The sequence below is a fragment of the Nocardia grenadensis NBRC 108939 genome (genome assembly GCF_001613445.1).
In the GTDB taxonomy this organism is placed as follows: domain Bacteria; phylum Actinomycetota; class Actinomycetes; order Mycobacteriales; family Mycobacteriaceae; genus Nocardia; species Nocardia grenadensis.
In genome coordinates this window covers 104,756-125,269 of the sequence record NZ_BDCJ01000019.1, presented here as the reverse complement: position 1 = coordinate 125,269, position 20,514 = coordinate 104,756, and the positions used below count along the sequence as shown (strand labels likewise).

The following is a 20,514-nucleotide window of genomic DNA, read 5'->3' as shown; positions in this document are numbered from 1 at the left end:
TAGGGCGGTAGCTGCGCGCGTGGACGGGCAGCCTGTGACCGCCGCGTCCTCGGTGAGAGGATGCTAAGGCATAACTCTCAACACGTCACCAAGTGCTGCTCTCATTGTTGCGGACGGGGCCGGGATTGTCTTGATCTGTCGGTATTCGGTGTAAGTATCGGAAGATGTGCGGACGGTATGCGACAACGACGGATCCCGGCCGGCTCGCGGTCGAGTTGGACGCCCTCGACGAAACCGGGGCCTCCGGCGGCTACGAAGCGCCGGGCGGTGCCGGGCCGGCGGCCGGGGAGGGGGCGAACACCGGCGCCCGGGTGCCCGGCGTGAACTACAACGTCGCGCCGACGACGCAGATCGTCACGGTCGTGGACCGGCATACCCACGAACACCCCGACGACACACCGAGCCGCCGTATCCGGCGGATGCGCTGGGGATTGATTCCACACTGGAGCAAAGCCGCCGAACCGGGAGTCCCGGTGAAGGGGAAGCCGCTGTTCAACGCCCGGGCGGACCGGGCGGCGGAGCTCCCGTCCTTCCGGGACGCGGTGAAATACCGGCGCTGCCTGGTCCCGATGGACGGCTGGTACGAATGGCTCGTCGAGCCCGATCCGGCGGGGCCGGGCAACGGGAAGAAGCCCAAAATGGTCAAACACCCGTACTTCATGTCTCGTCCGGACGGTGAGCGGCTGTACATGGCGGGGCTGTGGTCGGTCTGGCGGGACCGGTCGCTCGACGATCCGCAACCGCTGCTGTCGTGCACCATCCTCACCACCGACGCCATCGGTGACCTCACCCGGATCCACGACCGGATGCCGCTGCCCATGCCCCGCGAACACTGGGACGCCTGGCTCGACCCCGATCACCGCGCCCCCGCCGATCTGCTCGGGCCGCCCAGCGAGGCCCTGGCGGCCGCGATCACGGCCCGGCCGGTGTCGACCCTGGTGAACAGTGTGAAGAACAACGGGCCGGAACTACTGGCGCCCGCCCCGGATGCGGCGGAGCAGACCACCCTGCTGTGAACTCGTATCCGCCCGGGACGGCGAATCGCCCCGGGCGGATACGGGGTTCAGCTGTTCAGGGGGCACTCGATCGCCGGAGTGGCGATATGCAGGCCGCATTTCAACATATCGGCGCTCATATCGATGGCCTGGGTCACCATTCCGCCGCCGGCTTCCTCGGCGCGCTCGCCGGCCTCCTCGACGCGCTTACCGAGATCGTTCTCCAGGGCGCGGTTCTCCTGGTCGCGGTTCTCCGGGGTGCGGTTCTCCGATTCGCTCTTCGAACCGCCCTGGCCGTCGAACGGGAACTCACCCGGCGCCGCCAGGGCCGCCGGCGCCGACAGCACCGCCGGGCCGAGGGACAGGGCCACGGCCGCGGACACGGCGAGGAACACGGTGCGCACGAATTTGCGCGGGGACATATCGCATCACATCCTCGGGTCAGACGATCGGACGTACCAAGTAACGCATACGAACCGGCCTGACCTGCTGAATTGCCCTTCGGCACGCGGGGAGCGGGCCGATCAGGCGCCCGCGCCCGGTTCTCAGGCGGTGACCGGGGCGGTGACCGCGCCGGTCAACCGGACCAGATCGGCGGGCGCGACTTCGATCTCCAGGCCCCGCCGCCCCGCACTGCACAACACCCGATCCCAGCCGAGCGCGGAGTCGTCCACCACCGTGGGATGGCGTTTGCGCTGTCCCAGCGGAGAGATACCGCCCAGCACGTAACCGGTGCCGCGCTCGGCCCGGACCCGGTCGGCCAGCGCCGCCTTGGGCACCCCCAGCGCCGCCGCCGCGGCCTTCGGCGACAGCGTGCCGGGAACCGGCAGCACCGCGACCGCCAGCGCCCCGGTGGACAACTCCAGCACCAATGTCTTGAAGATCTGTCCCGGGGCGACACCGAGCCGGGCGACCAGCACATCGACCGCTTCACCACCGTAGGTTCCGGCGCGCGGGTCGTGGTCGTAGCTGTGCACGGTGTGGGCCGCACCGGCGGTGACCAGTGCCCGGATCGCCGGAGTGGCGGCTGCTGCCATGGGTCGGACCCTACCCGGGCCGCGCCGAGCCGATCTGTGAGGTCACTTTCCCGTGGTCGGGGAACACTTCGCGGGCGCAGTGAGTTGTACGCGGCAGAAACAGCGCATCGGACGGAACCTACGGTTCCGCTGGTGCGGCCCCGCGCACGAGTGAAGGAGTGACGGTGCCCGTTCTCGTCGAACCACGCCCGGTCCACCACGATCCGGCTTCGGCGCGCACGCGGTTCTTCCCGCAGTTCACGCTCCCGGTAGATTTGGCAGGTAAGCCGATCGAAGGGACACGTGTGACGAGCGAGGACGACGTGGCGACCGACACCGGCGCCGACGCGCGGCCTGCCGGGCAGCCGGAGACCGACGCCGAACTGGCCCAGCGGTTCGAGCGGGACGCGCTACCCATGCTGGACCAGCTCTACGGCGCTGCCCTGCGGATGACGCGTAACCCCGCCGATGCCGAAGACCTGGTCCAGGAGACCTACGTCAAGGCCTATGCCGGATTCAAGTCCTTCAAAGAGGGCACCAACCTGCGGGCCTGGCTCTACCGGATCCTCACGAACACCTACATCAACTCGTATCGGAAGAAACAGCGCCAGCCCGCGCAGTACCCCACCGACGAGATCACCGACTGGCAGCTCGCCGCCACCGCCGAGCACAGTTCGACCGGTCTGCGTTCGGCCGAGGTCGAAGCCCTCGACGCCCTTCCCGACGACGACATCAAAGCCGCCCTCGTGCAACTGCCCGAGGAGTTCCGGATGGCGGTGTACTACGCCGATGTCGAAGGGTTCCCGTACAAGGAAATCGCCGACATCATGGGCACTCCTATCGGTACGGTGATGTCCCGTTTGCATCGCGGACGGAAACAACTGAAGGGTTTGCTCGCCGATGTGGCGCGTGAACGCGGGTTCAACCGCACCGCGTCCGAGTCCGGCGATGCCGATACCGCCGCGGCGGTGCGCCAGGAGGTCAAGCAGTGAGCACCGAGCACGACCCCGATATGGAGCTCGACTGCACGGCGGTACTGGCCGACGTCTGGCTCATGCTCGACGGCGAATGCGACGACCGCACCCGCGAACGGCTCCAGCACCATATGGACCACTGCGCGCCCTGTATCGAGGCCTACGGCATCGAAGAGAAGATCAAGAGCATGCTGCACCGCAAATGCGGCGGCGAGAAGGCCCCCGATTCGCTGCGCGAACGGCTCGGCGTGGAGATCCGGGCGGTGACCTTCCGGACCGGCGATCTCCCGGCCGACCCGAACCGGGCCTGAGACCGGCCCGCCCACGCCCCGAACACCGAGCGGCCCGCACTTCGACGAAGTGCGGGCCGCTCGGTGTCTGTTGCCCGGCCTCGGCCGGTCGGCTCAGGCGTTGGGACGCTTGCCGTGATTGGCGGCATTTCCCTTACGGCTGCGCTTCTTGCGGCCACGCTTACCCATAGGTAGCTCCCTCCTGGGGACATATCCCGCGACTGCGGGGAGTACATGTTGATCCCGGCCATTCTTCCATGTGTGGTTGGCTGTACCGACGGCGGTACAGCGGGCAGGGCCCCGATACCGGAACGAACCTACCGAACGGGGTGTCATGGCGGAAGAAGTGCGGGCGGAGATGGTGTCCACGGTGCTCACCGTCGAGGTCGCAGTCGGGGACCGGGTGACGATCGACCAGACCCTGGTTCTGCTCGAATCCATGAAGATGGAGATCCCGGTGATCACCGAGGTCGGTGGCGAGGTCGCCTCCATCGCGGTCACCCCGGGCCAGGTTCTTCAGCAAGGTGACCTCATCGCCGTGGTGCAGTGATCTTGGCGCCGGCGGCGTCGTGGGGTCGAGGCCCCCTCGGTCTCGCGGTTTCGGCCCTCGGGACTCGCGCTTTCGGCGCATGCGATGCGCGGTGGATCGTCTATAGAGGCCGACCATTGATCACCTTCGGCCAACGGGCTGGAGGGGCCTCAACCCTGTGTCTCGCACAACTCGACACATGCGGGTTGCGTCAGCATTCGACGGCCGGCTCGACCGCACGGGCTACCTGGCGTCCGATCGCTTTCACGCACAGCGGCACTCGCTCGGTGCCGAGTTCAGCGAGGCCCTGAAAGGGTTGAGGCCCGTCTCGCCGTTCAGGCCTCGAAGCGCATGCGCGAAGCGCGAGTCTCGAGGCCTGAACGGCAAGACCAAGGGGGTCTCAACCCCGCGCGCCGAAGGCGCGCCAGAATTACAGTATGTCGACACTGAGTGATCTGCTGGCCGAGCACACCGATCTGCCCGGGGCGGGAGTGGATCATCTGCAGCGGGTGGTCGGGGACTGGCAGTTGCTCGCCGACCTGTCGTTTTCGGATCTGTTGCTGTGGGTGGGGGCGGGGCCGGTCGACGACGGCGCCGATATCGTATGTGTCGCCCAGTGTCGGCCGACCACCGCGCCGACGGTGCATCTGGAGGATCTGGTCGGGACCACAGCCCGGTATTCCGAGCATTCGCAGGTGTTCGAGGCGCTCACCCGCGGGGAGATCGTGCGCACCGATACCGAGGGGGAGGCGCAGGGGGTCTACCACCCGCATCCGGTGCACGCGATCCGGGAGGCGATTCCGGTGCGGTGCGGTGACGATGTGATCGCGGTGCTCAGCCGGGATACCGACCGGCAGCGGTCGCGGGTGCGCAGTGGGCTCGAGATCGCCTATGTCGCCTGCGCCGATGATCTGTGCCAGATGATCGCCGACGGAACGTTCCCGACCACGGAGGACCGGGCTGCCACCCATTCCAGCCCGCGGGCGGGCGACGGGTTCATCCGGCTCGATACCGAGGGGATCGTCACCTACGCCAGCCCGAACGCGCTTTCGGCGTATCACCGCATGGGGTTGCAGGCCGATCTGGCGGGCCAGGATCTGGCTGTCACCACTCGGTCGCTGGTCACCGACCCGTTCGACGCGCAGGAGGTAGTGGGGGATATCCAGGCCGCGCTGGCGGGTCGTACCGGGCGCCGGATGGAGGTGGAGGCGCGGGGGGCGACCGTGCTGCTGCGCACCCTGGTGTTGCGGCCGCACGGGCAACTGGCGGGGGCGGCGGTGCTGGTCCGCGATGTCACCGAGGTCAAACGCCGGGACCGGGCGTTGCTCAGCAAGGACGCCACCATCCGCGAGATCCACCACCGGGTGAAGAACAATCTGCAGACGGTGGCCGCGCTCTTGCGGCTACAGGCCCGGCGTACCGAGAACGAGGAGGCGCGGGGGGCGCTCACCGAATCGGTGCGCCGGGTGACCTCCATCGCGTCGGTGCACGAGATGCTGTCCATGTCCGTCGACGAGGAAGTCGATCTGGATGAGGTCGTGGACCGGCTGTTGCCGATCATGGCGGATGTCGCCACGGTGCACACGGCCCGGATCACGGTGCGCCGCGCCGGTTCTCTGGGCGTCTTCTCCGCGGAGCGGGCCACGCCGCTGGTCATGGTGCTCACCGAATTGGTGCAGAACGCCATCGAGCACGCCTTCGACGGCGGGCAGAACGGTACGGTGACCATCCGCGCGGAGCGTTCGGCACGCTGGCTGGACGTGATCATCAGCGATGACGGGCGGGGCCTGCCGGAAGGATTCAGCCTGCAGTCCTCGGACAGTCTCGGCCTGCAGATCGTGCGCACGCTGGTCACGGCGGAGTTGGGTGGCACCATCGGCCTGCATCCGGGGTCCGATATCGGCACCGACGCGGTACTGCGTGTGCCGCTGGGGCGCCGTTCGGCACGCTGATACCCGACGGAAACTCGCCGGTATCAATTATGCACGCTCGGGATCGCCTGTGGTGGAAAACACTCGGGAATTTCCGGGGCTGTATTCCGGTAAAGTCTCGTGCCCGTGCCGACGGACCGTAGAAAAGATTCAGCCCGGCACCAGAATGCTGGTGCCGGGCACTCGCGACTCTCCGGACCGGGCCGGGTCCGGTAATCGCTTCCCTGCGCTCTAGACGGCGGTCCGAGTGCGGGTGCGCGCATTGCGGCGCTTGAGCGCACGCCGCTCGTCTTCACTCATTCCGCCCCATACGCCGGCGTCCTGCCCGGATCCCAGAGCCCAGGAGAGGCATTCGGCGGTCACAGGGCAGCGAGCGCAGACCAGCTTGGCATCGGCAATCTGCGCGAGCGCAGGACCACTGTTGCCCACCGGGAAAAACAGTTCAGGGTCCTCGTCGCGACAGATGGCCTTATGGCGCCAGTCCATTCCTTCTGCTCCTTAGTAGGGCGCCGCTACCGGGCGCCGATTCGGTTGGTGGGTCGTTCACTTGTGCGAACTGAATGTTTCCGCACGGTTGCTTGTGAATGCTTTCACGAACACCGTAGATGTCAATAGGTATCCGATGCACCGTGGGGAAGCTCACGCACTGAAGTCCCGCATCGGGGACCTGCCGCAGTCCTTTGTACTCGCCTACGCCGGTTTCTGCAGCACAACGAGATGTATTTCCCGAATGCGTCAGTTCAAACCGGCCGCGGGGCGACCACGTCCAGGACGTTGGGCACAGCGGTGAAATCCACCACGTCACGTTCACCGATGAAGTCGCCGTCGATTTGCAGACCGATGGGATCGGCGCTGGTGATGCGCACCGACGGGACGTCGTCGTCACGGAACAATTTCCGTGACTTCGGCTCGGAGTGCGGCGACAGCAGTTGTGTCGCCAGGCGCAGTGTAGGCAGTAACGCCATGGTTCGCACGGCGAACACACCGAGTCCGGTTTCGAACCGGGTACCCGGATTGGTACACACCGGAGTGGCGTTCAGATAAGTCCAGGGACTGGTATTGGTCACAAAGGCGTAATGAACACCGGAAACAGGTTCGTGTCCGGGAACGTGCACCGTGACTTCGGGCCGGTCCTGTTTGACGCGGAAGAATTGACGGACGGTCGTGCGCACATAACGTGCCGGGGTCGCGGCATGCCCCTTGGCCCGAGCGGTATCGATCGCGGCACACACATCGGCGTCCAAACCGACGCCCGCACTGAAGCAGAACCAGCGATCATCGGTGAGCCCCAACCCGATTCGGCGATCGGCGTCACCGGCCTTGAGCAGATCGATCAACTGGTTGGTGGCCGCCACCGGGTCCGGCCGGATATCGAGGGACCGCGCGAACACATTGGCCGAACCACCGGGAATTATGCCGAGCCGCGGCCGCCACACCTGCCCGTCGTCCACCTGCGGCAGCGGGACGAAACCGTTGATGGTCTCGTTGACCGTCCCGTCCCCGCCGTGCACCACGATCAGATCCATCTCATTGGTCGCCGCCCACTGCGCCAACTCCGCGGCATGTCCACGATGCTGGGTGTGCGCCACCGTCAGCTGGGTCCGGCTCTCGAGCGCGTGCGCGAGCAGATCTCGCGTGGCCGCCGTGGTAGAGGTCGCATTGGGGTTGACGATCAACAACGTCCGCACCTACGCACCTTAATGGAATGAATGGACGGTCCGGCCGGAGGAGGTATCGATCACGTGACGCTGCGGGTGGGGGTTGGGAGTGTGTCCACCTAAGCTGGCCGGGTGGTCGAGCGAAAAGACGTCGGTGGTGTGCCCGGGACGGTCCGTGGCGCCGGGGGGTTGGTGACGCTGGAAGGCGCGGTCGCGGTAACCGTGGCGGCGGTGCTGATCGTGCGGGCGCTGCTGGGGCACCGGGAGGACGAGATCAGCGGCTACGGCACGGCCATGTGGTTCGGGATTCTGGGTGGCGCGGTGCTGGCTTCCGGGATCGGCCTGCTGTTCGGGCAGCGCTGGGGGCGGGCGATCGCGGTGATCACCCAGCTGCTGCTGTTGCCGGTGGTGTGGTCGCTGCTGTTCGGGTCGGGGCAGCCGCTGTACGGGACCGTGCTGGGAGTGGTGGCGCTGGGCGCGCTGGGCCTGTTGTTCGCGCCGCCGAGCTCGCGCTGGGCGGCGCAGGAGTACGGGGTGACCGGCGAGGAATGACCGGCGCCGCGCTTCACTCCGTCGCGGCGGTCTGCGACGTCTCGGCCAGGGCGGTGAGAGCTTCGCCGGAGAGCCGGTAGCCCACCCACTCGTCCTGGACGCGCGCGCCGAGTGATTCGTAGAACCCGATCGAGGGCGAGTTCCAGGTGAGCACCGACCAGCTCACCCTGCTGTAGCCGTGGGTCCGCGCCTCCTGGGCGAGCGCCGCGAGCAGCGCCCGGCCGAGACCGCTACCGCGGGCCGCGGGGGTTACGTACAGATCCTCGAGATATATCCCGTGCACGCCGTCCCAGGTGGAGAAGTTGCGGAACCAGATGGCGCAGCCGCTGACCACACCGTCCAGCAGCGCCACATGGGCGAAAACCACGGGCTCGGGACCGAACAGCGCGGCGTGCAGTTGTTCGGCCGTGAGCGTGCATTCGTCCCGGGCTTTCTCGTATTCGGCCAGGCCGTACACCAGATCGACGAGGGCGGGTACGTCGGCGGGTGCGGCGCGGCGGATGAGCGGGGCGGAGGTCACTGGCGCGGAATCCTTGTCTGGTCGGGGGCCGGAGCCCGGATGGGAGGTGTGCCGGTCGGGCCGCCCGCGCGGGATCATTCGAGGGTGCCGGCGCGCAGATTGTGTGCCCATAACGTGGGGTCCTCGTGTTCGTGGCCCAGGACGCTCACCGCGGCGGTGGTGAGCGCGAATCGGCGTCCCTCCCGGACCTCGAACCCCAGCCAGCGGGCGATCAGGGCCCGGGAGAAATGCCCGTGCCCGACCAGGACCACATCCCGGGTACCGAGGGCGGCGGCCGCCCGGTGCAGCACCCGGTCGGCGCGGGTGCCGACCTGCTCGGCGGATTCGCCACCGGGGATCGTGCCGGTCCACACCGTCCAGCCGGGATTCCGGGTGCGAATCTCGGCGGTGGTGCGGCCCTCGTAGTCGCCGTAGTCCCATTCTGCGAGGTCGGGATCGATCCGCGGGTCGGGTAGCCCGGCCAATTCGGCGGTGCGCCGGGCGCGTAGGCGGGGACTGACGTAGACCAGCGGATCACGCAACCGCAGCGTGGACAGCACCCGGCCGGCCGCGGTGGCCTGCCGGGTGCCGGTATCGGTCAGCGGTAGGTCCGTGCGGCCGGTGTGACGGTGTCGCACCGACCAATCGGTCTCACCGTGGCGGACCAGCACCACACGGGCGTCGTCGGAGCCGGGCATACGGTCCATCATGCCCGGCCGCCGGGCCGCCGCAGCCATTCGGGACCCGGCGGTGCCCGGCGTCAGGTGGCCAGGGTGAGTACCACCAGCGGCACCGGATGGTCGGTGGTGGCCTGGAAGTCGGCGAGCAGCGGATTGTTCGCCGATACCCAGGCCGCGAACTCGTCGTATTCGGCGCCGGTGAGCACCCGGGCGGTGCCGTGGTACACGTGATCACCCAGTTCCACGATCACCGCCGGATCCGCGCGCACATTGTGATACCAGGCGGGGTAACCACCCTCGACGAACGAACTGACGTATAGGGTTTCGCCGCGGTACAGTGCGCCCAGCGGGACCACATGTCGCTTACCGGTCCGCGTACCGGTGGTGGTGAGCAGCAGCAGTTCGGCCTCCGCGTAGGCGCCGCCGACCCGTCCGCCGTTGGCGCGGAACTCCCGGATCACCTCGCTGTTCCAGTCGGCCGGGCCCTGCTCGGCGAACTGGTTCCACGGGGCGTCGGGATCGTCGTAACGGAGCCGGCCGGCCACGGGAGCCGTGTCGAGAGATCGCGCTGCTTCGGTCATGGCGCGCAGTCTGCCGGAGGGCACCGACAGAAAACGGTTCACCGCAACGGTTTTGCCGGCCGCTCGGTATCGCTGCGCGGCGTGTCGACGGTGGCGGGGTCGGCGAGGGCCACGAGTTGACCGTCCCGGTGCTCGAGCACTGTGGTACCGAGTGCGCCGAGCGAGATCGGGCCACCGCCGTAATCGGGGCGTGCCACCGGGATGCGGTTCGTCCGGGCGCCGGTCGCCGGATCGAGCGCGGCGATCGCACCGGGCACCGGTAGCAACAGTTTCCCGGCCATCGGGACCGGGGTACCGAGCGCGTCGGCCGCGGTCCACATCGGCTCGAAGGTAGCGGAATTCAGGGCGATGACACTGTTACCGGTGAACACCAGGAACGCCGAGTTGGTGCGTACCGTGGCGGCGGCCGGGTCGAGTGGGGCCGAGAGCTCCTGCACCACGACGGGATTGCCCTTGGCGTCGAGGATCGTCAGTCGCGGCGCCTCGGATCCGGGTCCGTCGGTGCCGGGCTGGTAGACCGCGATCCGGTTGTCCGACACCGCGATCACGCGCGCGTCGGCGGATGCGGCGCCCGCGCCCTCCAGCAGTCGTGACCCGTACTCCTCGGGCACATTGTCGTCCTTGGGGGCCGGTGCCAGTACGGTGATCCGGTTCGCCGGCTCACCCGGGCAGCGTTCCACGACCGCCAGCCGGGACGGGCTGGAGGCGGCCGACAGCAGCGCACACCCCTTCCGCGGCTGGGTCTTCCAGTTCTCCTTGGCGTCCACGTAGCCGTATTCGAGGGTGCGCACCAGATCCGACCGCCAGACCTCCAGCCGATCGGGACCCTGGGCGAGGACATAGGTGCCGTCGACCGACAGTCGCACCTGCCCGTCCATATAGCTGCTGCGGGCGGTCCGGCGTTGCCCGTCGGCGCCGGAGACCATGGTCGTCTCGCTACAGCCGCGGCCGGTGCGGTAGACCGCGACCACCATGCCGAACTGGGATTCCACTCCGCACAGCGGCAGCTCACGGGTGTAACGCCAGACCTGTTCGCCGGTCCGCGGATCGTGTCCGACCACACTGCCGTCCGCCCCGGTGACCGCGACGCCCTCGGCGGTGAGCGCCCGGCCGGTCGCCGTATCGGGCGCGCGCCACATCTCCTGGAGCTTCGCGGGCAACTTCGCGGCGGGTTGCGGCGGCCGGGCCGGTTCGTCGGCGACGATCGACTCGGTGTTCGCCACCCCGCTGGTCGCCCACGCCACGATCACCACGACCACCACGAACACGGCGATCGCGGCTGCGGTGATGACGTCGGCGCGCGTTCGCCGCTCGGGTGCGAGCACGTAGGCGAGCGTAACGGATGGCAGGTACCGCATCCGACGGTGCTCGTGAGCCCCGCGCCGGTCTCCCGGGTCCGGAGACACCACGAGCGCCGGCGGTATCGATCACCACCGACGCTCGTGCTGCGTGGGTCAGGCCTGGGCCGCCGCGTTCTCGGTCACCGGCGCCGGGCCGGCGGCGCTCTCGGCACGCGGAGCACCCGCACTGCCCTTCTCGGCGTCGGCCGGCTTGCGGCGCCGCCGACGGCGGGCGGGCTTCTCCGCCCCGTTGTCCCCGGCCTCGGCCGCCGGTGTACCGGACTCGGCCGCCGGTGCGTCGGTGGCGCCCGAACCGGGGTGCTCGGTTCCACCGGACTCGGTATCGGCCGAGCGCCGCCGCCGGCGTCGCCGCCGTGCGGGTGCCTCGGCCGGTTGCGCCTCGGCATCCGGACCGGTGCCGGCCGGCGCGTCGGTTTCGGTGGTGGTCGCGTCCGCCGCCTCGACCGGTTGGCCGCCGCGGGTGCGTCGGCGGTTGCGCTTGCGCGGTGCCCGCTCGGGCCGCTCCACCACCACGGCATCGGGGTCGCGCTGGGGTTTGCGCGCGCCGACGGTGCCGGCGGCACCCTCGGGGATGCCCAGGTCGGCGAACAGGTGCGGGGAGCGTGAATAGGTTTCCACGGGGTCGGGAATGCCCAGCCCGAGCGCGGCGTCGATGGACGCCCAGCGGGTCAGTTCGTCCCAGTCGATCAGCGTGACCGCGACGCCGGTGCGTCCGGCCCGGCCGGTGCGGCCGATCCGGTGCACATAGGTCTTCTCGTCCTCCGGGCACTGATAGTTCACGACATGGGTCACGTCGTCGATATCGATACCGCGTGCCGCGACATCGGTGGCGACCAGGACGTCGATGGTGCCCTTCCGGAATTTGGTCAGGGCCTTCTCGCGCGCGATCTGCCCGAGATCGCCGTGTACCGCGCCGACCGCGAAACCGCGCTCGGCCAATTCGTCGGCGACCTTCTGCGCGGTGCGTTTGGTGCGGGTGAAGATCATGGTGGCGCCCCGGCTCTCGGCCTGGAGCACCCGTGCGACCAGTTCACTCTTGTCCAGCGCGTGTGCCCGGTACACGAATTGCGCGGTGCGATCGTGAACCGCCGAATCGTGGGGTTCCTCGGCGCGGATATGGGTCGGCCGGGTGAGGAAAGTGCGGGCCAGGGTGATGATCGGGCCGGGCATGGTCGCCGAGAACAGCATGGTCTGCCGCTTGTCCGGCACCATCCCGAGAATGCGCTCGATATCGGGCAGGAAGCCCAGATCGAGCATTTCATCGGCCTCGTCCAATACCAGGACGCCCACTTTGCCGAGGATCAGATGCTGCTGATCGGCCAGGTCGAGCAGCCGGCCCGGCGTACCGACCACGACATCGACGCCCGCGCGCAACGCCGCGATCTGCGCTTCGTAGGGGCGGCCGCCGTAGATCGAGGTGACCCGCAGCGGACCCTTCTGGTTGGTGAGGTACTTCGCCGCGTTCTCCAGATCCTGGGTCACCTGGATGCACAGTTCGCGCGTAGGAACGATGACCAGGGCGCGCGGGGTCCCGTCCAGCGGCGTGGTTCCGGATTCGGCGGTGCTGATCCGGTGCAGCAAAGGAACTCCGAAACCGAAGGTTTTACCCATTCCGGTACGGGCCTGACCGATGAGATCCTCGCCGGTCAGGGCCAGGGGCAGGGTGAGTTCCTGGATTGCGAAAGTGCGTTCGATACCGATCTCACCGAGCGCGCGCACGATTTCGTCGCGTACTCCCAATTCGGTGAATGTCGGTGCGGTGTGGGCGGAGTCCAACTCGGCTGTCAACAGCGTCTCCGCCAGACCGGGTTCCGGTTCAACTGTGATCTTGCTCAGGTTCGTGCCTTCCCTCGTTATCGCGCTACACGCGCACGAGGCGTGGGGCGGACCGGCTGGTCCGCGACGACCACGGATCCGCCCTGCGATACTCACCCGGGCCGCCGCCGGATGTCGGCAGGTGCCCGGATGAGGGCAGCGAAGCTCGGACATCGGCGCAGCGCATCGGTGATGCGGATCTGGTGCGCGCACATTTTCCGTGGACCCCGGAGAATTCTTCGACCACCGCACGGCGCACCCGGGGTGCGCGACTTTCGGCGCTGCCGGTTCTCATGGATCGGCTGAATTCTTCCGTTGTCCGTCGCGATTGTAGCGTGCTATTGTTCCGCGCTCCGAAAGGCGCTCGCGCAAATCCGCTGGACGTTGTTCGTTTCGGTGGGCTCTTCCGGTGAGCTGCCCTGCGCGGCACAGCGTTTCGCCCGTTGCGGCAGGTGTTCACGTGCGACCGGAAATCCGCGCAGGTAGGAAGTGATTCGGCACACACTCGACCGGACGGTTACCGGTATAACTGGTACCGCCGTATACATCTATGAGAGATTCGTGCCGTGAGCATCGCAGACCGAGGTATCGCCCTGGCCGATCGCGCCGTCCGGGCGGTGGACCCGGACGGCGAGCTGTCCCGGACCGTCGAGCGGGCCGCACGCAACGCCTGGGCGCTGACGTTCGGTGACGGCGTGGAAGGGCGTCGTCCGACTCCCGCGTCGGTGCTGTGGGACGAACCGCATCGCCTGCTCCGGCGCTTCGAACCCGCCCTGCTCGCCGGTACCGCCGCACCGTCGGCGGCCGCGGTACTGCTGGTGCCGCCGCTCGCCGCGCCCGCGAGCTGCTTCGATCTACGCCCCGGCCAGAGCCTGGCGGAGTTCCTGCTGGCGACCGGTCGCGCGCCGTATGTGATCGACTACGGCGAGATCACCTACGCCGACCGCCGGATGGGCTTCGACGACTGGGTCTACGACATCCTGCCCGAGGCGATCCGCCGCACCGCCGCCGATCGGGCCGCCGCCGGCGGCGAACCGGAGGTGGACCTGGTCGGTTGGTCGCTGGGCGGCACCATGGCGCTGCTGACCGCGGCCGCGGGCAGTGACCTGCCGGTGCGGTCGATCACCGCGGTCGGGGCACCGCTGAACTACCGCGCGATGCCGATGACGCCGCAGCTCGCCGCGGCCGCGCGGCTCACCGGCACCGGGGACGCCGTGGGTGCTGCGCTGCGCGCGGTGGGCGGTGTCCCGGCGCCCCTGACCCGGCTCGCCTACCGCATCACCGCCTGGGACCGGGAGGTCAAACGGCCCTGGTTCGTGGCCAACAATCTCGCCCGCACCGAATCCCTCGCCCGGATGGAGGCCATCGACCGCTTCATGGCCGATATGCCCGGCTATCCGGGCCGCATGTACCAGCAGCTGTGGAATCGGCTGGTGTTGCGCGACGAAATCGGCCGCGGCGTGGTCGATTTCGGGCGGGGATCGATTCGGCTGGCCGATATCACCGCCCCGGTACTGCTGGTCGGCGGGCCCGCCGATGTCATCACCCCGGCCCGTGCGGTCGAGCACGGCGTGCGCACGCTCACCGGAGCGAAGGCCGTCCACTACGAAACCGCACCCGGCGGGCACCTGGGCATCCTCGCCGGCGCCACCGCCCGCGCGACGACCTGGACCTATATCGACAAGTTCCTCACCACACCGGTGTGAGCGCGGCGTCGTGTAACGGTGGCGTACTACGCTGGAGTTCCATGGGAGCACAGTCACCCGCCGGGCCGGTTGTTACACCGAGCGATTCGTCCACTTCGCCGATCCCCGCCGATCATGCCGGCGTGACCGACCTGTTCGCGGTACTCGCCTACGGCGAGATATCCGCGTTCTACCGGTTGAGCGAGGAAGCCACGCTGTCACCCACACTGCGCGGCAAGGTCGCGGTGGCCCGGATGGCGGCGGCCGAACTCGCGCATTTCGAACGGCTCGACGTGGCCCTGACCGCGCGCGGCGCCGATGTGTACGCGGCCATGGCCCCGTTCACCCGCGCGCTCGACGACTACCATCGCTCAACCGACCCCTCCACCTGGCTGGAGTCGATGGTCAAATTCCATGTCGGTGACGGTATCGCCGCCGATTTCTACCGCGAGATCGCCGGTGCGCTGAGCCCGGATGTAGCGGCCGTGGTGCGCGATGTGCTCGCCGATACCGGCCACTCGGAATTCGTCGTGGAAGAAGTCCGGCGGGCGGTCGCGGCCAGTAGATCCGAACGTGATCGGCTCACCCTGTGGGGCCGCCGGTTGCTCGGCGAAGCGATCACCCAGGCCCAGTACGTGATGGCGCAGCGCGACGAGCTCACCGAACTCGTGCTGGCGGCCACCGGGGATCTCAACGGGATCGCCACCCTGTTCGAACATATGCAGAGCGCCCACGCCGAACGAATGGCGGTACTCGGTCTCTGACGTTTCGACGCGGCCGGATGTGAGCCTCCGCGAGCCGGTCCAGGCGCACGGCAGCATGCACCTCCTGTCTGTTCCGGATGGTCTACCTCAGTGGTCGGGGCCCGCCCCCGATTCTGGAGCGACAGAGCGAAGGAGCGTAGCGACTGAGCGTGTGCGGTCGTCCGTCCATAGATCGGTGACCGTTGAGCACTTACAGTGAAGTGAGCCTCCCCATGCTGGTCGAGGCGCGCGACAGCATGCACCTCCTGTCTGTTCCGGATGGTCTACCTCAGTGGTCGGGGCCCGCCCCCGATTCTGGAGCGACAGAGCGAAGGAGCGTAGCGACTGAGCGGCGGAGTGAAGAATCGGGGTTACAGGGCCCCGACCCGCGGCGCCGGAGGCGCCGCAGATGGGCACTGTTCGCTGACAGCGCACCCCGTCGGGTGTCCGGGCTCCGGCGGCTCAACTAGCCTTACTGGGACAGCACAGGACTCTAGGTTCGGAGGTTGGCCGTGGAGGTCAAGATCGGTATTTCGGATAGCCCGCGGGAACTCGTCATCGCCAGCGCGCAGAGCCCGGACGAGGTCGAGGCTCTGGTTTCCGAGGCGCTGGCCGCTACCGGCGGGGTCCTGGCGTTGGCCGACGAGAAGGGCCGCAAGTATCTGATCCAGGCCGGCAAGGTCGCCTATGTAGAGATCGGGGCCGTGACCGGCGGCCGGGTGGGTTTCGCCGCGGTCTGAGTACCGGGCCCGGACGAACGGAAGCCCCTGCCGGTTCGGCAGGGGCTTCGTCGTGTTCCGGTCCGGTCGGCGTGGGTCAGCCGATCGGGTGCAGGGGGACGTGTTTGAGGCCGCCCCAGGCCAGTGCCACGGTGGTGTCCACGGCTTCGTCCTTGGGGATGGGGCGGTCGGCTTCCAGCCAGTACCGGGCGGTGAACTGGCTCGCGCCGACCAGGCCGACCGCGAGGATGCGGGCCCGGTAGGGGTCGAGGCCGGAATCGTGGGCGACGAGGTCGTAGACCGCGTCCACGCAGGCTTCGGTGGCTTGTTCGACGCGGCGCTGGACCTGGGGTTCGTTGGTGAGATCGGATTCGAAGACCAGGCGGAAGCCCTGCATCTCGTTGTCCACGAAGTCGTAGTAGGCCGCGACCGCCGCGCGTACACGCTGCTTGTTGTCGGTGGTGGAGCGCAGCGCCTGGCGCACACTGGACACCAGCATGTCGACATAGTTCTGCAGGACGGCCAGGTACAGCTCCAGCTTGCTGGTGAAGTGCTGGTAGAGCACCGGCTTGCTGACGCCGGCGCACTGGGAGATCTCGTCCATACCGGCGGCGTGATAACCGCGTAGGACGAAGATCTCGCTGGCGGCCGCGAGTAGTTGCTGGCGCCGCTCGTCACGGGGAAGCCGGGTGCCACGTTTGGGGGCGGTGCCGGACGACGAGCGGGACGTCATCCGGTCCACGAGGTCGGTCATATTCGGATCTCCCAGTCGATTCCCCGGCAAAGGGGTGTGTACCGGGTCTTTCGAGCACCATACTCGCTTACGCTGCTGTTGCCGACCCGGGTTGGTGAACCCGGACCGGCCCCGATCCGTGTGGTGCCCTTCGGGAATGCCGGAAAGTGGCTCGCGCGGTACCGGGGGCATGGCCGCCGGGGTACTTCCATTGTGGCCGTTACGGCGGGTTGTGAGAGTGTGGAGCCGTGACCGACCGACCGGAAAACCCCTCCGGTGGCGGGCGCAGCGCGCACCGCCCCCCGGATTCAGAGCTCGCGGTCGCCGCCCGGGCTACGCCGGCGTTACCGCACGGCGACGGATCCCGGGAACCGCTGCGCGCGCGCCGGGACCCGGAGGGTGATCCGCCGCCCGCCGCCCGGCTCGCGGCCGGGTCGCGCCGCCGCCGGCTGCGTTTCGTCGTATCCAGGTACGGGTGGCGGGTGTACGCGTTGCCGGTCCTGCTGGTGCTGACGGTGTTCGTCGTGGTCGACGCGGTACGTACGGGTCGTGAGGGCCCGGCGGACCCGATCGATCCCGGTTTCGGGGCGCTCGGACCGCCGCCGGCCAGCGCGGGGGTCATCGGCGCACCGCCGGGCGACGGGACCTTCCCGGAGGATCTGCCGATCGGGGCGCTGCCCGCGGGCGGGAAGTTCACCGAGACCGGTAAGGGGACCTGGCGGATCGTGCCGGGCACCTCGGCCCGGGTCGGCGCGGGCGAGCAGTACACCTTCACCTACACGGTCGAGGTCGAGAATGGCATCGATACCCGGAATTTCGGTGGCGACGAATCGGTGGCCCGGCTGGTCGAATCCACGCTCGGTAATCCGAAGAGCTGGGTGCACGACCGCAAATTCGCATTCCAGCGTATCGATCGCGGGGAGCCGGATTTCCGGATCTCGCTCACCGCCCGCGCGACCACCCGTGAGGCCTGCGGTTTCGATATCCCGATCGATTCCTCGTGCTACAACTCCGATCAGGGCCGGGTGGTGCTGTCGGAGGCGCGCTGGGTGCGCGGGGCTCCGGCGTTCGACGGCGATATCGGCTCCTATCGGCAGTATCTGGTCAACCACGAGGTCGGGCACGCTATCGGCTACCACGAGCATCAGCCCTGCGAGAGCGAGGGCGGTCTGGCCCCGGTGATGATGCAGCAGACCTTCGGCACCGCCAACAACGAGATCGCCGCCCTGGATCCGTACGGGGTCGTGCCGATGGACGGCAAGACCTGCCGCTTCAACCCCTGGCCGTATCCGCGAGGTTGAGCTCGCTCCGGGGCGCACGGGCCGGTCCGGCGCCGGGCCGGGAAGAATGACCCTCGCGCCGGCGTTGTACCGGGAACCTACGCCGGTGTGGGTGCGGGTCACAGCGGCCACGGGTCACCGGCCGTACGCATCCGCACACCGCATCCGGCTATTTCGATACGAGGAGTTCGAAGACGTGTCAACACCGCAGTCCCTGCCCCCACTTGTGGAGCCCGCCGCCGAGCTGACCAGGGACGAGGTCGCCCGTTACAGCCGTCACCTGATCATTCCCGACCTCGGGATGGACGGGCAGAAACGGCTGAAGAACGCGAAGGTGCTCGTGATCGGCGCCGGCGGGCTGGGTTCTCCGGCGTTGCTGTACCTGGCCGCCGCCGGTGTGGGCACCCTGGGCATCGTCGAGTTCGACGAGGTCGATGCCTCGAATCTGCAACGGCAGGTCATCCACGGTGAATCCGATATTGGACGGCCCAAGGCCGATAGCGCCCGCGATTCCATTCTGGAGATCAATTCCGGGATCGACGTGCGATTGCACAAGATCCGGCTGGAGCCGGAGAACGCGGTGCAGCTGTTCGCCGAATACGACCTGATCGTGGACGGTACCGACAACTTCGCGACCCGCTACCTGGTCAACGATGCCGCGGTGTTGGCCGGCAAACCGTATGTGTGGGGTTCGATCTACCGGTTCGAGGGCCAGGTCTCGGTGTTCTGGGAGGATGCCCCGAACGGTCGCGGGATCAACTATCGCGATCTGTACCCGGAGGCCCCGCCGCCGGGGATGGTGCCCTCCTGCGCCGAGGGCGGCGTGCTGGGTGTGCTGTGCGCGTCCATCGGCTCGGTGATGGTGACCGAGGCCATCAAATTGATCACCGGTATCGGTGACCCGCTGCTGGGCCGGCTCATGGTGTACGACGCACTCGATATGAGCTACCGGACCATCAAACTGCGGCGCGATCCCGCGCGGCAGCCGATCACCGAACTGATCGACTACGAGGCGTTCTGCGGTGTGGTGTCCGAGGAGGGGCAGGCCGCGGCCGTCGGTTCCACGGTGACCGCGCGGGAGCTCAAGGACCTGCTGGACGCCGGTGATGTGGAGTTGATCGATGTGCGTGAACCGGTGGAATGGGACATCGTGCACATCGAAGGCGCGACGCTGATCCCGAAGGACCGCATTCTCTCGGGGGAGGCGCTGGCGGAACTGCCGCAGAACCGCAAGATCGTGCTGCACTGCAAGACGGGTGTCCGGTCGGCGGAGGCGCTGGCCGCGCTCAAGCGGGCGGGTTTCGCCGACGCCACGCATCTGCAGGGCGGCGTGATCGCCTGGGCGCACCAGGTCGACCCGTCGCTCCCGGTGTACTGAGCCGCCCCGCGTTAGGCCGCTGACCTGCGCGTGAACAGCGTGCGGCCGACGGCCTCGACCGGTGTACACGGTGTGTGACCGGGGCCGGCCGCGGTGTGTCGCGGCACTGCTACGACACGGTGTGGCGCGATACCGGGGCCCGGTGGCGGGAGTACGGTACGGCCGTGACCACCACTGTCGAACCCCCCGAACATGTGCGGGCCACGTACGGTCTGCGGGAGCTGACCCCGGTCGCCCTCGGCGACTGGGAAGGTGGCTGGCGCCTCGGCGATGTGGTGCTCAGCCCTGTCGCCGATCATGCGCGTGCCGCCTGGTCGGCGAAGGTCCGGGAGAGCCTGCGGGTGGACGGGCTGCGGCTGGCCCGCCCGGTGCGGGCCACCGACGGCCGGTACGTGGTGTCGGGCTGGCGGTGCGACACCTTCATGACGGGCTGTCCGGAACCACGCCACGACGAGGTGGTCTCGGTCTCGCTGCGCCTGCACAAGGCCACCGCCACCCTCGAGCGGCCCCGATTCCTTTCGCAGCCGCCGGTTACGCCCTGGCTGGATGTGGACGTCTTCGTCGCCGCGGACCGGGCGGCGTGGGAGGCCGTGCCGCTGCGGACGCTGCGCGCGGCGGGGGCGGTGATGGAGAACTCGCCCGACGGCCGGCACAGCCTCGAACTGATCGGGCAGCTGGCCACGTTGCGCAAACCCGTCCGGACCCCGCCGCAACTGGTGCACGGCGATCTGTTCGGCACCGTACTGTTCGCCGGGGCACAGACCCCCGCGCTCACCGATCTGACCCCGTACTGGCGCCCGCCGGCGTGGGCGGCGGGGGTGGTCGTGGTGGACGCGCTGTCGTGGGGCGGAGCCGACGACGGGCTGCTGGAGCGCTGGTCCGATCTGCCGGAATGGCCGCAGATGCTGTTGCGCGCGGTCATGTTCCGGCTGGCGGTGCATGTATTGCATCCGCGGTCCACACCGGAAGCACTGCCGGGATTGGTCCGGACGGCGGATATGGTGCGATTCCTGCTGTGAGACCGGTGGCTCCGCGCGGGACCCGGCATGGGGAGGGCCCGGCCGGTATCGAACCGGCCGGACTCTGCCATGGCTG

Annotated in this window: 23 protein-coding genes; 12 read left to right on the top strand and 11 right to left on the bottom strand. The window is 68.5% G+C overall.

Annotated features, from left to right (window positions below; translation table 11 throughout):
* The first annotated feature begins 164 nt into the window (after nt 1–164).
* Nucleotides 165–1,016 (top strand): SOS response-associated peptidase, encoded by an 852-nt coding sequence (locus tag NGR01S_RS20525; RefSeq protein ID WP_063039205.1) that lies wholly within the window; start codon nt 165–167, stop codon nt 1,014–1,016.
* 47 nt (nt 1,017–1,063) lie between these two features.
* Here NGR01S_RS20525 and NGR01S_RS20520 read toward each other — a convergent pair whose 3' ends face one another.
* Both NGR01S_RS20520 and NGR01S_RS20515 read right to left on the bottom strand, forming a co-directional pair.
* A complete protein-coding gene (locus NGR01S_RS20520; protein ID WP_063039203.1) occupies nt 1,064–1,417 on the bottom strand; it encodes a hypothetical protein in 354 nt (117 codons plus the stop codon).
* A 123-nt stretch (nt 1,418–1,540) separates the two neighbouring features.
* Nucleotides 1,541–2,032 carry an aminoacyl-tRNA deacylase gene (locus NGR01S_RS20515; protein WP_063039201.1) on the bottom strand — a complete coding sequence of 164 codons (492 nt, stop codon included), beginning with the start codon at nt 2,030–2,032 and terminating at the stop codon, nt 1,541–1,543.
* Between the two features lie 302 nt (nt 2,033–2,334).
* On the opposite strand from NGR01S_RS20515, the gene NGR01S_RS20510 reads away from it, so the two are divergent.
* Nucleotides 2,335–3,003, top strand: a complete 669-nt coding sequence (locus NGR01S_RS20510; protein WP_085995454.1) for a sigma-70 family RNA polymerase sigma factor — start codon at nt 2,335–2,337, stop codon at nt 3,001–3,003.
* A 20-nt stretch (nt 3,004–3,023) separates the two neighbouring features.
* Nucleotides 3,024–3,296 (top strand): mycothiol system anti-sigma-R factor, encoded by a 273-nt coding sequence (rsrA, locus tag NGR01S_RS20505; RefSeq protein WP_063039428.1) that lies wholly within the window; start codon nt 3,024–3,026, stop codon nt 3,294–3,296.
* A gap of 93 nt (nt 3,297–3,389) precedes the next feature.
* Here rsrA and NGR01S_RS33240 read toward each other — a convergent pair whose 3' ends face one another.
* The gene (locus NGR01S_RS33240; protein WP_022597109.1) at nt 3,390–3,464 is read right to left on the bottom strand and encodes a 50S ribosomal protein bL37; all 75 of its coding nucleotides are present in this window, start codon (nt 3,462–3,464) and stop codon (nt 3,390–3,392) included.
* A 145-nt stretch (nt 3,465–3,609) separates the two neighbouring features.
* On the opposite strand from NGR01S_RS33240, the gene NGR01S_RS20500 reads away from it, so the two are divergent.
* Nucleotides 3,610–3,825 carry a biotin/lipoyl-binding carrier protein gene (locus NGR01S_RS20500; RefSeq protein WP_063039199.1) on the top strand — a complete coding sequence of 72 codons (216 nt, stop codon included), beginning with the start codon at nt 3,610–3,612 and terminating at the stop codon, nt 3,823–3,825.
* A gap of 416 nt (nt 3,826–4,241) precedes the next feature.
* Nucleotides 4,242–5,756: a sensor histidine kinase gene (locus NGR01S_RS20495; RefSeq protein ID WP_063039192.1), complete on the top strand. Its 1,515-nt coding sequence runs from the start codon at nt 4,242–4,244 to the stop codon at nt 5,754–5,756.
* Nucleotides 5,757–5,966: 210 nt separating this feature from the next.
* Here the strand turns inward: NGR01S_RS20495 and NGR01S_RS30395 are convergent, their stop codons facing one another.
* Complete coding sequence (locus tag NGR01S_RS30395) at nt 5,967–6,221, bottom strand: WhiB family transcriptional regulator (RefSeq protein ID WP_033243220.1); 255 nt, start codon at nt 6,219–6,221, stop codon at nt 5,967–5,969.
* Nucleotides 6,222–6,475: 254 nt separating this feature from the next.
* Nucleotides 6,476–7,423, bottom strand: a complete 948-nt coding sequence (locus NGR01S_RS20490) for a diacylglycerol/lipid kinase family protein (protein ID WP_063039190.1) — start codon at nt 7,421–7,423, stop codon at nt 6,476–6,478.
* Between the two features lie 102 nt (nt 7,424–7,525).
* Here NGR01S_RS20490 and NGR01S_RS20485 point away from each other — a divergent pair, with 102 nt between their 5' ends.
* Complete coding sequence (locus NGR01S_RS20485; RefSeq protein ID WP_063039188.1) at nt 7,526–7,945, top strand: hypothetical protein; 420 nt, start codon at nt 7,526–7,528, stop codon at nt 7,943–7,945.
* A 13-nt stretch (nt 7,946–7,958) separates the two neighbouring features.
* On the opposite strand, the gene NGR01S_RS20480 is transcribed toward NGR01S_RS20485, so the two are convergent.
* The 5 genes from NGR01S_RS20480 to NGR01S_RS20460 form a co-directional block, all read right to left on the bottom strand.
* Entirely contained in the window at nt 7,959–8,465 is a 507-nt protein-coding gene (locus NGR01S_RS20480) for a GNAT family N-acetyltransferase (RefSeq protein WP_063039186.1), read from the bottom strand.
* Nucleotides 8,466–8,539: 74 nt separating this feature from the next.
* Nucleotides 8,540–9,142, bottom strand: coding sequence for an acid phosphatase (locus tag NGR01S_RS20475; RefSeq protein ID WP_063039426.1), 603 nt, complete (start codon nt 9,140–9,142; stop codon nt 8,540–8,542).
* A 62-nt stretch (nt 9,143–9,204) separates the two neighbouring features.
* Nucleotides 9,205–9,705, bottom strand: coding sequence for a nitroreductase/quinone reductase family protein (locus tag NGR01S_RS20470; RefSeq protein WP_063039419.1), 501 nt, complete (start codon nt 9,703–9,705; stop codon nt 9,205–9,207).
* A gap of 38 nt (nt 9,706–9,743) precedes the next feature.
* Nucleotides 9,744–11,030, bottom strand: a complete 1,287-nt coding sequence (locus NGR01S_RS20465) for an Rv3212 family protein (RefSeq protein ID WP_084481533.1) — start codon at nt 11,028–11,030, stop codon at nt 9,744–9,746.
* A 129-nt stretch (nt 11,031–11,159) separates the two neighbouring features.
* Nucleotides 11,160–12,923, bottom strand: coding sequence for a DEAD/DEAH box helicase (locus tag NGR01S_RS20460; RefSeq protein ID WP_063039418.1), 1,764 nt, complete (start codon nt 12,921–12,923; stop codon nt 11,160–11,162).
* Between the two features lie 524 nt (nt 12,924–13,447).
* On the opposite strand from NGR01S_RS20460, the gene NGR01S_RS20455 reads away from it, so the two are divergent.
* From NGR01S_RS20455 to NGR01S_RS20445, 3 genes are all read left to right on the top strand, one after another.
* The gene (locus NGR01S_RS20455) at nt 13,448–14,587 is read left to right on the top strand and encodes a polyhydroxyalkanoate synthase family protein (RefSeq protein ID WP_307718777.1); all 1,140 of its coding nucleotides are present in this window, start codon (nt 13,448–13,450) and stop codon (nt 14,585–14,587) included.
* A gap of 41 nt (nt 14,588–14,628) precedes the next feature.
* Nucleotides 14,629–15,330 carry a ferritin-like fold-containing protein gene (locus NGR01S_RS20450; protein ID WP_063039184.1) on the top strand — a complete coding sequence of 234 codons (702 nt, stop codon included), beginning with the start codon at nt 14,629–14,631 and terminating at the stop codon, nt 15,328–15,330.
* Between the two features lie 491 nt (nt 15,331–15,821).
* Nucleotides 15,822–16,049 carry a DUF3107 domain-containing protein gene (locus tag NGR01S_RS20445; RefSeq protein ID WP_030523398.1) on the top strand — a complete coding sequence of 76 codons (228 nt, stop codon included), beginning with the start codon at nt 15,822–15,824 and terminating at the stop codon, nt 16,047–16,049.
* A 76-nt stretch (nt 16,050–16,125) separates the two neighbouring features.
* Here NGR01S_RS20445 and fasR read toward each other — a convergent pair whose 3' ends face one another.
* Nucleotides 16,126–16,782, bottom strand: coding sequence for an HTH-type transcriptional activator FasR (fasR, locus tag NGR01S_RS20440; RefSeq protein ID WP_030523399.1), 657 nt, complete (start codon nt 16,780–16,782; stop codon nt 16,126–16,128).
* Nucleotides 16,783–17,009: 227 nt separating this feature from the next.
* Here fasR and NGR01S_RS20435 point away from each other — a divergent pair, with 227 nt between their 5' ends.
* The 3 genes from NGR01S_RS20435 to NGR01S_RS20425 all read left to right on the top strand — a co-directional run bounded on the left by NGR01S_RS20435 (nt 17,010) and on the right by NGR01S_RS20425 (nt 20,438).
* Nucleotides 17,010–18,062: a DUF3152 domain-containing protein gene (locus NGR01S_RS20435; protein WP_084481486.1), complete on the top strand. Its 1,053-nt coding sequence runs from the start codon at nt 17,010–17,012 to the stop codon at nt 18,060–18,062.
* Nucleotides 18,063–18,237: 175 nt separating this feature from the next.
* Nucleotides 18,238–19,419 carry an adenylyltransferase/sulfurtransferase MoeZ gene (gene moeZ / locus NGR01S_RS20430; protein ID WP_063039412.1) on the top strand — a complete coding sequence of 394 codons (1,182 nt, stop codon included), beginning with the start codon at nt 18,238–18,240 and terminating at the stop codon, nt 19,417–19,419.
* Between the two features lie 164 nt (nt 19,420–19,583).
* Entirely contained in the window at nt 19,584–20,438 is an 855-nt protein-coding gene (locus tag NGR01S_RS20425) for a TIGR02569 family protein (RefSeq protein ID WP_030523402.1), read from the top strand.
* The last annotated feature ends 76 nt before the right edge of the window (nt 20,439–20,514 follow it).

Bases quoted from the DNA above. Each gene is read 5' to 3' on its own strand.
- NGR01S_RS20525 (WP_063039205.1), top strand. From the start codon at position 165: ATGTGCGGACGGTATGCGACAACGACGGATCCCGGCCGGCTCGCGGTC.
- NGR01S_RS20520 (WP_063039203.1), bottom strand. From the start codon at position 1,417: ATGTCCCCGCGCAAATTCGTGCGCACCGTGTTCCTCGCCGTGTCCGCG.
- NGR01S_RS20515 (WP_063039201.1), bottom strand. From the start codon at position 2,032: ATGGCAGCAGCCGCCACTCCGGCGATCCGGGCACTGGTCACCGCCGGT.
- rsrA (WP_063039428.1), top strand. From the start codon at position 3,024: ATGGAGCTCGACTGCACGGCGGTACTGGCCGACGTCTGGCTCATGCTC.
- NGR01S_RS20500 (WP_063039199.1), top strand. From the start codon at position 3,610: ATGGCGGAAGAAGTGCGGGCGGAGATGGTGTCCACGGTGCTCACCGTC.
- NGR01S_RS20495 (WP_063039192.1), top strand. From the start codon at position 4,242: ATGTCGACACTGAGTGATCTGCTGGCCGAGCACACCGATCTGCCCGGG.
- NGR01S_RS30395 (WP_033243220.1), bottom strand. From the start codon at position 6,221: ATGGACTGGCGCCATAAGGCCATCTGTCGCGACGAGGACCCTGAACTG.
- NGR01S_RS20475 (WP_063039426.1), bottom strand. From the start codon at position 9,142: ATGCCCGGCTCCGACGACGCCCGTGTGGTGCTGGTCCGCCACGGTGAG.
- NGR01S_RS20470 (WP_063039419.1), bottom strand. From the start codon at position 9,705: ATGACCGAAGCAGCGCGATCTCTCGACACGGCTCCCGTGGCCGGCCGG.
- NGR01S_RS20450 (WP_063039184.1), top strand. From the start codon at position 14,629: ATGGGAGCACAGTCACCCGCCGGGCCGGTTGTTACACCGAGCGATTCG.
- fasR (WP_030523399.1), bottom strand. From the start codon at position 16,782: ATGACCGACCTCGTGGACCGGATGACGTCCCGCTCGTCGTCCGGCACC.